The 13,318-nt window shown below is 42.8% G+C and carries 10 protein-coding genes; 7 read left to right on the top strand and 3 right to left on the bottom strand.

Annotation, left to right across the window (positions count from 1 at the left end; all coding sequences use genetic code 11):
• Positions 1-52: 52 nt before the first annotated feature.
• Positions 53-805: a DUF2490 domain-containing protein gene (locus B2746_RS01800; protein ID WP_290790334.1), complete on the bottom strand. Its 753-nt coding sequence runs from the start codon at positions 803-805 to the stop codon at positions 53-55.
• Between the two features lie 324 nt (positions 806-1,129).
• Here B2746_RS01800 and B2746_RS01795 point away from each other — a divergent pair, with 324 nt between their 5' ends.
• From B2746_RS01795 to B2746_RS01780, 4 genes are all read left to right on the top strand, one after another.
• Positions 1,130-4,507 carry a vitamin B12-dependent ribonucleotide reductase gene (locus B2746_RS01795; protein WP_290790331.1) on the top strand — a complete coding sequence of 1,126 codons (3,378 nt, stop codon included), beginning with the start codon at positions 1,130-1,132 and terminating at the stop codon, positions 4,505-4,507.
• A gap of 433 nt (positions 4,508-4,940) precedes the next feature.
• Entirely contained in the window at positions 4,941-6,302 is a 1,362-nt protein-coding gene (locus B2746_RS01790; protein ID WP_290790328.1) for an alkaline phosphatase D family protein, read from the top strand.
• A gap of 3 nt (positions 6,303-6,305) precedes the next feature.
• On the top strand, positions 6,306-6,791 hold the full coding sequence (locus tag B2746_RS01785) for a YcxB family protein (RefSeq protein ID WP_290790325.1): 486 nt from the start codon (positions 6,306-6,308) through the stop codon (positions 6,789-6,791).
• Between the two features lie 53 nt (positions 6,792-6,844).
• Positions 6,845-7,915 carry a fatty acid desaturase family protein gene (locus B2746_RS01780; protein ID WP_290790322.1) on the top strand — a complete coding sequence of 357 codons (1,071 nt, stop codon included), beginning with the start codon at positions 6,845-6,847 and terminating at the stop codon, positions 7,913-7,915.
• 5 nt (positions 7,916-7,920) lie between these two features.
• Here the strand turns inward: B2746_RS01780 and B2746_RS01775 are convergent, their stop codons facing one another.
• Positions 7,921-8,943, bottom strand: a complete 1,023-nt coding sequence (locus tag B2746_RS01775) for a hypothetical protein (RefSeq protein ID WP_290790320.1) — start codon at positions 8,941-8,943, stop codon at positions 7,921-7,923.
• An 82-nt stretch (positions 8,944-9,025) separates the two neighbouring features.
• On the opposite strand from B2746_RS01775, the gene B2746_RS01770 reads away from it, so the two are divergent.
• On the top strand, positions 9,026-10,735 hold the full coding sequence (locus B2746_RS01770) for an NAD+ synthase (protein ID WP_290790317.1): 1,710 nt from the start codon (positions 9,026-9,028) through the stop codon (positions 10,733-10,735).
• Between the two features lie 80 nt (positions 10,736-10,815).
• Here the strand turns inward: B2746_RS01770 and B2746_RS01765 are convergent, their stop codons facing one another.
• On the bottom strand, positions 10,816-11,289 hold the full coding sequence (locus B2746_RS01765; protein WP_290790314.1) for a lipocalin family protein: 474 nt from the start codon (positions 11,287-11,289) through the stop codon (positions 10,816-10,818).
• 185 nt (positions 11,290-11,474) lie between these two features.
• Between B2746_RS01765 and B2746_RS01760 the strand changes: the two genes are divergently transcribed.
• Together B2746_RS01760 and B2746_RS01755 are read left to right on the top strand one after the other, a co-directional pair.
• A complete protein-coding gene (locus B2746_RS01760) occupies positions 11,475-12,434 on the top strand; it encodes an AAA family ATPase (protein WP_414655275.1) in 960 nt (319 codons plus the stop codon).
• Positions 12,435-12,445: 11 nt separating this feature from the next.
• Complete coding sequence (locus tag B2746_RS01755) at positions 12,446-13,315, top strand: DUF58 domain-containing protein (RefSeq protein ID WP_290790309.1); 870 nt, start codon at positions 12,446-12,448, stop codon at positions 13,313-13,315.
• The last annotated feature ends 3 nt before the right edge of the window (positions 13,316-13,318 follow it).

Below are 13,318 nucleotides of genomic sequence, written 5' to 3'. Positions count from 1 at the left end.
GGTAATGGCTAGAGGCAAAAATGCAAAAAAATGCTGGTATGCCCAATTGTGCTTATAAACGGGTGTAGACAGCGAGCTGAACAACATGGTTATTGGTGAAGGCTGATCCCCTGCCATCCACATATTGATTCAGGTAGCCGATTTCCAGGTCTATGGCAGGTTTCAGCCGATAACCGGCACTTACATAAAACCGGTTCTGATCAAATAGTTTACCATTTACGGCCGATTTATCTCCCAGATTTATCATAATCTCATTTTGTAATCCGGCAAACCATCCTGATTTAAACGGAAATTCCTGTTTAAATGGAATCACGGAGCGGAAAAAATAACGAAATCGGTTCGCATAGGTATTACCATCAGCAGAAAGTTTATAATTGTTGATGGATGGCTGCATCAGAAATCGTTGTTCCAGCCTAAAACGATGTGAAATCGTATTTTTACCAATTACCGGATGGGTAAATAATGCCTGCTGCCAGATTCTGTGCTCAGGCAAATAACCGGTAACATTTATCGGTTCATCAGCCGGACCGGTTAACCAAAAACTTCTACGATTGGCGATATAACCGTAACCGGCTGTGACTGTCCATTGATCGTTCAGTTTATAATTTAGTCCGGGTCTTAATAATAGAGTTGCCATGGTTGAAAAACGGTCCCCGGAACGTTCCTGCGCATCAAAATGAATACTGAATTTATCGTTGAGTTTTATTGTATTGAATGCCGCAATCCAGGAAGTATGGATCGACTGGGATTTTACCGAAAAAGACAGAGCAAGTATAAGTACAAAAACACTAAATAGTCGATTCATACAACGAAACATTTTGGTGTTCAAAACTAGTACACTTGCACCTTGAAACATGTTAAAATATAGAGAGCTGAAATCGTAAATTTGTAAAAGCAATTCAAAAACACAAAGGATTTTGATCCGAATCACCAAATTAATTTTTTATAAATATGTGGATTTTGTAGCAAATCCAGCAGGAACGGGAACATTCAAACTTTCCCCATCGATTATCCACATCGGTGGATATTTACGGGTCGGTTTTTAAGAGTGAGGCTCCTATTTTCGTTATTCACGATCTCCTCATGGAGATTTCATGATTACTTAACAGAAATTCTAATAAAATATTGTATGGCCAGCAAAAAAACAGCCACCAAGGGGCTTGAATTCCCCCGTCGCTTCACCCGCGACGATCTGTCTGTGTTCGATCAGTTCGAGTACGACTATAGGACTTCCGTTATCCGCAACCCCAATGGGGAAGTGGTATTCGAAATGAATAATGTGGAAGTACCAAAGGGCTGGAGTCAGATTGCTACCGATATCCTGGCGCAGAAATATTTCCGCAAAGCAGGTGTACCGCAGGCAGATGGCAGCCTGGGCCGCGAAACTTCTTCCAAACAGGTAGCCCACCGGATGGCGCATTGCTGGCGCGTTTGGGGTGAGCGCTACAATTATTTTGCTTCTGAAAAAGATGCCCAGGTTTTTTACGAAGAATTGGTGTACTCTATTCTTGATCAGGCCTGTGTACCCAACAGTCCGCAGTGGTTCAATACCGGCCTCTATGAGTGCTATGGTATTACCGGCAAACCGCAGGGACATTACTATGTTGATCAGCTGGACGGACAATTAAAAAAATCAACTTCTGCCTATGAACGTCCCCAGCCGCATGCCTGCTTTATTTTAAGTGTGGATGATGATCTGGTAAACGAAGGCGGAATCATGGATCTCTGGGTGCGTGAAGCCAGAATCTTTAAATACGGATCAGGTGTTGGAAGCAATTTTTCCAATGTGCGGGGCGAAGGGGAGAAGCTGAGTGGTGGTGGAACTTCTTCCGGCCTGATGAGTTTCCTGAAAATCGGTGACCGTGCAGCTGGTGCTATCAAAAGTGGTGGAACTACGCGTCGCGCTGCCAAAATGGTTTGCCTCGATCTGGATCATCCGGAAATCGTACAGTTTGTAGATTGGAAAGTGGAAGAAGAGAAAAAAGTGGGCGCATTGATCGCAGCAGGTTATGCCAGTGATTATGAAGGGGAGGCCTATCGTACGGTAAGCGGACAGAACTCCAATAACTCGGTGCGGATTCCCAATAGCTTTTTCGAAAAGCTGGAAAAAAATGAAGATTGGGAACTGAAAGCCCGCAGTGATGGGCGCGTTATGAAAAAAGTTCCAGCCCGCGAGCTTTGGAATAAAATTGCTTATGCAGCCTGGCGTTGTGCTGATCCGGGTACACAATATGATACTACCATCAATGAATGGCATACCTGTCCGGAAGGCGGACCCATCAGGGCTTCCAATCCCTGTTCAGAGTACATGTTCCTGGATAATACCGCATGTAATCTGGCTTCTGCCAACCTCATGAAATTCTTCGATACAAAGACGAATATTTTTGATGTGGAAGGTTATGCATACAGCTGTCGTTTGTGGACTGTTGTATTGGAAGTATCTGTACTGATGGCCCAATTCCCTTCAAAAGAAGTAGCACAACTGAGTTTTGATTACCGCACATTGGGATTAGGTTTTGCTAATCTGGGTACCATGCTCATGGTGAGCGGGATTCCATACGATAGCGAAGAAGCACGCGGTATTGCTGGTGCGATTTCTGCCATCATGACCGGAGTAGCCTATAAAACGTCTGCGGAACTGGCGCAGATCCTCGGCCCATTCGCCAAGTACGAAGAAAATAAAACACATATGCTGCGGGTTATGCGCAATCATCGGGCAGCCGCTTATGATGCTTCCGAAGCGTATGAAGGAATCAGTATCAAACCACAGGGAATTCAGGCGAAATATTGTCCGGATTACCTGTTAAAAGCTGCTACCAAAGCATGGGATGATGCTGTACAACTGGGAGAGAAATATGGTTATCGTAATGCACAGACAACGGTGATTGCGCCTACCGGAACCATTGGCCTTGTAATGGATTGTGATACTACCGGAGTTGAACCAGATTTTGCATTGGTGAAATTCAAAAAACTCAGCGGTGGTGGTTATTTCAAAATCATCAACCAATCGGTTCCCACAGCATTGAAAAATCTGGGTTATTCAGAGAAAGAAACAGAAGCCATTATCAAATACACGGTTGGTTCTGCCAGTTTCTCCGGAGCACCCTTTATCAATCATCAGACCCTTAGTGAGAAAGGATTTATTGCGGAAGAAATCAAGAAACTGGATGATGCAGTGAAAGCAGCCTTTGAAATCGGATTTGTATTCAACCGGTTTAGTCTTGGTGAAGCCTGTCTGGAACGTCTCGGATTCACTGCTGATCAATACAACGACTGGAATTTTAATCTTCTTGAGGCGCTTGGCTATACAGACGAACAAATAGATGCAGCCAATGATTATGTGTGCGGTACCATGACAGTTGAAGGTGCTCCTTATCTAAAACCTGAACACCTGGCTGTTTTTGATTGCGCCAATAAATGTGGTAAAAAAGGTGAACGCTATATTCATGCACATGGTCATATCCGTATGATGGGTGCGGTTCAACCCTTTATCAGCGGTGCGATTTCCAAAACTATCAATCTGCCGAATGAAGCAAACGTGGAAGAGATTGCAGACTGTTATCACTTAAGCTGGAAACTTGGTCTGAAAGCTAATGCACTCTATCGGGATGGCTCCAAACTCAGTCAGCCTCTCAGCAATAAAAGTGATAAGAAAAAGAAAACTGAAGAAGAAAAAGAAGAAGCTGCAGAGTTGAAAGATGAGAAATCCAGCAGCTCCAATATGATTGACCTGGGTAAGCTTACCGTAGACGAATTATTGGAAGAGGTACAGAAGCGGGTGCAATCCTCGCCTGATACAAAATTAAAACGGCAGTTGGCACGTATTGTGGAGCGACGTACACTGCCAGCCAAACGCAGGGGGTATACACAAAAAGCCAAGATCAATGGACAGGCACTGTTTGTTCGTACAGGCGAATATGGTGACGGCACACTGGGTGAAATCTTCATCGATATGGCTAAGGAAGGTGCTACCATGCGCAGTATGCTGAACTGTTTTGCGATTTCAATCTCTATTGGCTTACAGTATGGTGTACCGCTTGAAGAATTTGTGGAGAAATTTGTGTTCACCCGTTTCGAACCTGCCGGAATGGTAGATCATCCGAATATCAAAAGCACTACCTCTATCGTCGACTTTATTTTCCGCTCACTGGCTTATGAGTACCTGAATCGTACCGATCTGGTGCATGTGCTCGACAAGCCGGAAGTTATGAATACCGGAGAAGACGCCTGGGATGAACCGGCCATCGCCCAAAAAGAGTTCGAAAAAAAAACACCCGAATTAAGTGATGTACGAATAGTGGCAGGAACCAAACATCCGGAAGCCAATAAAATGACCAAACCAACTGCTGTTAAAGCAGCTACCAATTCAGGTTTCGATGCCCTGAATCAGGCAAATAAGTCAATGCAAAGTGATGCACCGGCTTGTAATGTCTGCGGACATCTGACCATTCGCAGTGGTACCTGTTATAAATGCCTCAACTGTGGCAATAGCCTCGGTTGCAGCTAGCACCAACTAATTTACATGGACGGTTTCTAATAGAAACATGGCCCCTGGTTTCTACCGGGGGCTTTTTAATTCATTCACTCGTCGAAAAATTTTACTTCTATATTTTTTAACTTATTGATTTCCAATATAGAATCTAAAATGATTGGATTTTCGAAATATACTATTGGCATGGAATTGGCGTTCCTAAACTGATATTGTTAACAAAATCCATGTCTATGCAGAAACTTATGGCTGTCCTGGCTCTGGTGGTTTTCCTGGCTTCTTGCAGGGCTGTTTCTCCGTCTGAGGCGGCGAGTGGCCGATACAAGAATTGCAGGGCAATCCGCTAGGCCCGATTGGTTAAATGAATTGACAAAACACCCCTGTTCATCTGAGCAGGGGTGTTTTGTTTTTAAGCATTCTCACTACTTTGCAGCCTCAAACCTCCGGTTGTATGAAAAATGCCTGCTTATTTCTTTTATTGATCTGGTCAGGGCTGGTAGCAGCCCAGCAAAAATCTTTGCTGGTATCCGGGCCTATGATTGGACAAACTGATCATCGTACAGCTAAAATCTGGCTGGAACCATTGACTGACATAAAATCCCTGGCTATTCAATACTGGAAAAAAGGAGAAAAAAATAAGGCAAAATATAAGCTGGTAAATATGGACGATCGAAGGGGTATCTGGCCAACAGAATTTCATCCCGTTCAAACCGAAATAGGCGGATTGGAACCCGGAACCAGGTATGATTTCAGTATTTGGGTGAACGGAAAAGAAACAGCCCATCGTGGTGAATTCAATACCCGCGAATTATGGCAATGGAGAAAACCGGCACCTGACTTCAGTTTTCTGACCGGTAGCTGTACCTATTTTAATGAACCGTCCTATGACCGTCCGGGTAAACCATATGGAATGGATTCCTCCATATTTAGCACCATGGCAAATGATAAGGCAGCCTTTATGTTATGGCTGGGTGATAACTGGTATACACGTGATGTGGATTATGCAACAGAATGGGGACTTTGGTACCGGGCCAGTCGTGATCGGTCTATGCCCATTCTTCAGTCATTCCTGAAAGCAATGCCGCATTACGCTATCTGGGATGATCATGATTACGGTCCAAATGACCTTGGAAAAAGTTATCACCTGAAAGCTGTTTCAAGGGAAGTGTTTAAAAGTTATTGGGCCAATCCTTCTTATGGAAATGGGAAAGAAGGAATTTATACAAAACTCTCTTACAGTGATGTCGATTTTTTTCTGCTGGATGACCGAACCTGGAGAACGGAAGACAATATGTCCTCTACCGTAAACGGACAACCGAATCCGGAAAAAAGGATGCTGGGTGCAGAGCAATTGGATTGGTTGAAAAATGCATTGGTCAGCAGCCAGGCAAGTTTTAAATTTATTGTTGTTGGCAGTCAGGTATTGAATCCGGTTTCACCTTTTGATAAACTGCTGGATTTTCCTTTCGAATACAATGAATTGACCGGTTTTATTGAAGAGCAAAAAATCAGTGGTGTTGTTTTCCTGACTGGCGACAGACACCACTCAGAAATTATTCAGTTGAAACGGGTCAATAATTATCCGCTGTATGATATCACCGTATCTCCACTGACATCAGGAACCCATGTTTTTGGAGAAGCAGAGAAAAATAATCCGTATCGCGTTTTTGGATTGGATCAAAAACAGAACTATGGAAAAATTTTAATCAGTGGTGCTGCAGGAAACCGGAAATTAGAGGTTCAGTTTATTGGTGTTAATGGGGAAGATCTGGGAAACTGGTCGGTTACTCAACAGGAACTTAAAGCAAACTAATTCATGCAGATAGCATTTACCTACGATCGGAAACAGGTTATTCAGGCCCTCCGGTATCATTTTTTTACAAGACCTGAAATAAGAATCCTGGTTATACTTGTGAACGTTTTCACAATAGCTGCGGCAATTTTGCTTTATTTCAAGAAAGTGCATCCAATGTCTTTCGTCTTTTTTTCTACGATCTGGATGATTCTGATGCTGGTAATATGGAGAATTCTTCCACGTAGTATATATAAAAAATCGCATACGTTTAAGGATGATTTTATGATGCAGTTTCAGGAAGAAGAAGTGACCCTCGATACAGAAAGAGGGCGACAGGTATGGCAATGGGACAGGTTTAGCAAATTTGTGGAGACGCCTTATTTTTTTCATTTGTATTTTGACAGCCGTTCCTTTTTTCTGGTTCCCAAGGATGCTTTTGCAACTATTACGGATCAGCAGGAGATCAGAAATCTTATAAAAAGAAAGCTGAATCAAGCTAAACATTAACTAACTTATCGAGCTGTAACCTTTACCTTGCAGTATTATATTAGGATTTCTATATGCCAAAAGTTAGCTTTAACAACAAACAAAATTCATTCGCACAAACACTGAAAACCAGAGTGGATGATTATTTCAGGGAAAAACAGTTGAAAAAAACAGGTAACCTGGAACTTTACATGAAAACCATTGTGCTGATTACCGCAGCAATTACGTTCTATATTTTGTTGCTAACTTTTTCAATGCCAATTTTTATTCAGGTCATACTTTGTGCCCTCCTGGGTGCCACGCTGGCTAGTATTGGTTTTAACGTAATGCATGATGCCTGTCATGGAAGTTATTCTCAACGGAAATGGGTAAACGAATTATTGGGACTTAGCCTGAATGCGCTGGGCGGAAATGCTTTTATCTGGAAATTCAAACATAATATCCTGCATCATACTTATACCAATGTGGATGGAATGGATGATGATATAGCCAAAAGTCCATTGATGAGACAATGCCGTACGCAGAAATGGGTACCTGCACATCGCTTCCAGCATATTTATGTTGTTTTGGTCTACGCAATCTCTTCTTTTGCCTGGGTCTTCATCATGGATTTTAATAAATACCTGAGTCAACGGGTTAATACAACACCTTTGCAGAAAATGACTACTCAGGACCATCTGGTCTTCTGGATCAGTAAATTGCTTTATGGTGTTTTCTATATCGCTATTCCCGTTTATTTTGTAGGCTGGGGCCCCTGGGCACTGGGATTTGCTGTGATGCATATGGTGATGGGTTTAACACTTGCTTTAGTATTCCAACTGGCGCATGTGGTTGAACACACTGAATTTGAAGTAGCATCTGAAGAAGTTACACAAATTGAAAACGCCTGGGCTGAACATCAGGTGAGATCAACTGCTAATTTTGCTCCTGATAATTTGTTTATTAACTGGTATGTAGGTGGATTAAATTTTCAGATTGAGCATCACCTCTTTCCAAGAATAAGTCACGTACATTATCCTGCCATCAGTAAGATAGTGCAGGAAACCTGTAAAGAATATGGTTTACCCTATCATAGTTATCCAACAATGGCAGCATCCATGGTTTCACATTTTCGCATGATGAAAGCGCTGGGGGCAAATCCCTGATAAAATTATCTCGGTTTGTATTTGGATCCATCCAGAATTTCTCTGGGAGATAATTGCATCAGTTTTCTTGGCTGGAGGGAGGTCTTCTGTTCTTCCATGAATTTCTCAACAATACGGAGACCGATCCACTGACCAATATTTCCAGGTGCTGCAGGTGGTAGTCCCTGTGTGCCCGGAGCTTCTCCCAGATAGAGTTTCATGATACCCGGATCTGTAGAATAGATATGCTCGCTTTGTAACAATAAATTCCAGATCAATCCTTCATTTTTTTCGCAAAATTCAAGTTGCTGATTCGTAAATCCCGTTATTAAACTATCGGAAGCATCCGGTAAAATCTGTTTGTTCAGCCACCAGTATTTTCCCTGTTCAATCATTTTTTCAAGGAGCGGAAAGCTGACAGATTTATCGGGATAAATATCTGACAATACAGCTTTCACTACATTAACCGGGATATATTTCTTTTCAAAGCGGCGGGAGATATAAAGGGGGAATAATTCCTGTCCCTGTTGCGATGTATAAAAGGGAAAATCCAATCCGGCATACAATTGCAGTCCAATTGCGATAGCACTATCTGTTAGGGCTACACCGGGTGCATCGAAAGGACCCAGATAAGCAACCAGACGTGGAATGGAATAATCAGGGAAATAGAATTTGATCGTGCGAAATGCCTGATTCAGTTCTTTCTCCTGCCCACTCAGGTTTGCCTGTTCTTTTTGAACCAACTGATATACCGGAAAATAGCTGGTAAAAAAATGCCGGTTGGCTATAGGCAGCACCTGGTTGGAATCGTTCAAGGGGCCGGCACCCAGGATATTTGCAGTAAAATCATGGATGAACCAGGGGTACTTCTTTCCCAGTTGTTTCATGCCGTCCTGCAGGTTGTTTGAATCAAGTGCAAAATAATCCTGATCAAAACGTTCAATGGTTGTATTTAGGGTAATACCAGTAGTATCCGGACGATTTTCTTTTTTATCCTTACAGGCTGCCAAAAACAAGATTCCGGCAATCAGGAGTTTGCTGCATTTCATGGGCAAAAAACGTTTGCGTAGGGGTTTTGTTGTATAACGTACATTCGTATTCCCAACGCAAGCAACAAAAATATTGAATCCCATGAAGATTGCACTGGCACAGCAGAATTATCATATTGGCAATTTCAGCGCGAATATCGAAAAAATCATTTCAGCTATCCGGGATGCCCGTAAGAAAGGGGCTGATCTGGTGGTTTTTTCCGAGTTATCCGTTTGTGGCTATCCTCCCCGTGATTTTTTGGAGTTTGAAGATTTTATCAACCAGTGTTATGCTGCTGTTGACAGGATCGCAAAAGAGAGCGTTGGAATTGGCGTGATTGTTGGCTGTCCGGCTCGTAATCCCGTTAAGGAAGGGAAAGACCTTTTCAATGCTGCCTGGCTATTGTATGAAGGTAAGGTGCAGGGTGTGGCACATAAAACATGCCTGCCTACCTACGATGTATTTGATGAGTACCGGTATTTTGAGCCGGCCTATGAATGGACTGTGCTTGAATTTAAAGGAAAAAAAATCGCCTTAACGATTTGCGAGGACATGTGGGCATTAAGTGAAAATCCATTGTACCGAATTTGTCCGATGGATCAGTTAATGCCGCAACAGCCTGATCTGATGATCAATATTTCAGCATCTCCCTTTGATTATGATCACGATGAAGACAGAAAGGAAGTGGTGAAGGCAAACATCCGCAAGTATAAGTTGCCGATGTTTTATGTGAATTGTGTGGGCTCTCAAACGGAGATTGTATTTGATGGAGGAAGTCTGGTTTATAATGCAACCGGAGAGCTGGTGATGGAAGCGAAGTATTTTGAAGAGGATATGATCCTTGCAGACCTTGAGCAAATGGGTGCAGGAAGTAGTGATGGCACTGCTCTTTTGCGTCCATTGAATAAGGATATGCGGGTATCGAAAATAAATGATCCTGAAAAAATTATAGACTACCTCACTGCAGAAAATAATATCCGGCAAATTCATGAAGCCCTGGTATTGGGCATTCGGGACTATTTTCAAAAAATGGGTTTTACAAAAGCGATTCTTGGAAGCAGTGGAGGGATTGATAGTGCAGTAACACTGGCGTTGGCTTGTGAGGCCCTGGGACCGGAAAATGTTCGCGCGATTCTGATGCCCTCTCAATTTTCAACTGATCATTCTGTAAATGATGCGGTTGCACTGAGTCAGAACCTGGGCAATCCGTATGATATCATCCCGATAAAACCGGTATTTGATGCGTTTGTAGAAAGTCTGGCACCTGTATTTGGGAATTTGCCATTTAGTGTGGCTGAGGAAAATATCCAGAGCAGAACAAGAGGAAATCTGGTGATGGCTATCTCGAATAAATTTGGTTATATACTGTTGAATACTTCCAATAAAAGTGAACTGGCAACGGGTTATGGTACGCTGTATGGCGATATGGCCGGCGGATTAAGTGTACTCGGGGATGTGTACAAAATGCAGGTATTTGCACTGGCACGATTCATCAATCGGGAAAGGGAAATCATTCCGGTTAATATCATTACCAAACCACCTTCTGCAGAATTAAGACCCGGACAAAAAGACAGTGATAGTTTACCGGAATACGATGTCCTGGATAAGGTATTGTATCAATATATTGAGCGGCGATTTGGTCCGGATGATATTATTCGGTTAGGCATAGAAGAGAGTCTGGTTCGGAGGGTATTGAAACTGGTAAATACAAATGAGTATAAACGAAATCAGTTTTGTCCGATTATCCGTGTCAGCACGAAGGCATTCGGTGTGGGGCGGCGTATGCCGATCGTTGGAAAGTATTTGAGTTGAAAAAATAGAGCCCCTGCATAGACATACAGGGGCTTGTTTATGAAATCAGCAGATAAAAAAATATGGAACGAAGGTTCGTATTAATGAATGAGTTTGAAGACAATTCTTACTTCGGTTTGGGTATCAGGATCGGTAAAATCCAGATAAGCTTCCATAGTAGATGAATTCAGGGTGATAAGGGTGGTTTCACCTGAAAAGAAAGAACCGGGAATGGCGATGCTAAGAATGGTTTCATTGTTTTTAAAGGACCAGGTAAAATTTTCGGTGTCAGGATCATCCGGATCACATTTCGTAGCACCCTCATAGGTAATGCCCGTGCCATCCGATTTGAATTCCAGTGTATTATCTTTTTCACAGTTTTCCAGAGGATAAGGGAGATCCACCGTATTATTCTTATCCAGATCCACACCAATGGAAGAAATTTTCCATAAGCTGGAGGTAAGAAGCGCTGTTTTTGTTTTAGGTTCGTCATCGTTGCTCTTCTGGCAGGAAGAGAATCCGGATAACACTAAACAGCCTGTTAAAAGCATGCATGTAAACCTGCTTTTTATCATAAGGTTGGATTTGGTATTAATAACTTTATTTTCTGGCTTTTATTGCACGGGCAAAAAAATATTCGCCGTACTGCTTGATTTTCAGATATTGGCGTAGGAATTGCTAAACTTGTGATTGTATTTTGCATACTTAAATTTACTATATGTTGCCAACATCGGAAGACATCAGGCAGTTAAATGATAAAATAAGCCACCAGGCGGCATTCATCGACAGGCTTCGGGAAGAAGTTGGCCGGGTGATTGTAGGCCAGCATTATATGCTGGATCGCCTGCTGATCGGATTATTAAGCAATGGCCATGTTTTGCTGGAGGGGGTACCCGGACTGGCAAAAACGCTAACGATCAAATCACTGGCGCAGGCGGTACATGCTAAATTCAGCAGGATTCAGTTCACACCTGATTTATTACCTGCCGATGTAATTGGTACCATGATCTATCACCAGCAGAAAAACGAATTTGTGGTTAGGAAAGGACCCATTTTTGCCAATTTTGTACTGGCAGATGAAATCAACCGGGCACCGGCCAAGGTGCAAAGTGCCCTGCTGGAAGCAATGCAGGAGCGGCAGGTTACCATTGGTGATCAAACCTATAAACTGGATGAACCCTTTCTGGTACTGGCTACTCAGAACCCATTGGAACAGGAGGGAACCTATCCTTTGCCGGAAGCACAGGTCGATCGCTTTATAATGAAAGTGGTGGTTGGTTACCCAACCCGTCAGGAAGAACAGCTGATTATCCGCCAACAGGTTCAGGGATTGAAAGGACCGGCTATCCAACAGGTGGTAAGCATGAGTGAACTGGTGGAAGCAAGGGATCTAACCCGCCAGATTTATATGGATGAAAAAATTGAACAGTATATAATCGATATTGTTTTCTCCACCCGTCGTCCGGCTGAATATGGACTGGCAAAACTGGAACCATTGATTTCCTATGGAGGCTCTCCTCGTGCGAGCATAAATCTGGCATTGGCAGCCAAAGCACATGCCTATTTATCGAAACGTGCATTTGTGATACCGGAAGATGTAAAATCCATTGCGAAAGATGTATTGCGTCATCGCCTCGGACTCACCTATGAAGCCGAAGCGGAAAATGTAAATGTAGAGCAGGTAATAGATGATATTTTAGGAGCAGTGCAGGTGCCGTAAGAAACAAACTAATGTTAACCACATCCGACATACTCAAAAAAGTAAAGGAGCTTGAAATCAAAAGCAAGCGGCTTACCCGGCATTTATTTACGGGAGAGTATCATTCTGCTTTTAAGGGAAGAGGAATGTCGTTTAAGGAAGTGCGTGAGTACCATGCAGGTGATGATATCCGTTTTATAGACTGGAATGTATCAGCAAGATTCAATGCCACCTTCAGCAAATTATTTGAGGAAGAAAGAGAATTAACCGTTGTGCTCCTGGTCGACATCAGTGCCAGTTCTTTATTTGGAACCGTTCATGCAAGAAAAAAAGACCTGGTTACTGAAATTGGTGCTGTACTTTCTTTTTCCGCCATCAGCAATAATGATAAAGTAGGGGCTATTCTTTTCACGGAAGGAATTGAACTGTATGTGCCTCCAAAAAAGGGACGTGATCATGGACTGTTTATCGTTCGGGAATTGCTCACTAAGGAAGGGCTTAACAAAGGCACAGACCTTACGCAGGCCCTGCGCTTCCTTAATAATACTACCCGGCAGAAATGCATTGTATTTGTATTGAGCGATTTCCTTGATCCGAATTTTGCCGATGCCTTACGAGTTGCCGGAAAGAAACATGATGTGGTTGGAATAAAAGTGTATGATCCTATGGATATGAACCTTCCGGATATCGGATTACTGGATCTGGAAGATGCTGAAACGGGTGCTATCGTAACTGTCGATACCTCCGACTTCAGGGTTCGTAAAGCCCACCACGATGCCTTTTTTCAGCATACCGAATGGGCCAAACAGGCTTTCAACAAAGCAGGTTGTGATTTATTGCATATTTCCACCAGGGAAGATTACGTTAAAGTGTTACAGAAATTTTTTATCGGACGCGCCTGATTC

The organism is Flavihumibacter sp. UBA7668, assembly GCF_002483205.1.
Classification (GTDB): Bacteria; Bacteroidota; Bacteroidia; order Chitinophagales; family Chitinophagaceae; genus Flavihumibacter.
Note: the sequence above shows the minus strand (reverse complement) of the source record. Positions and strands in the feature narration are given on the sequence as shown.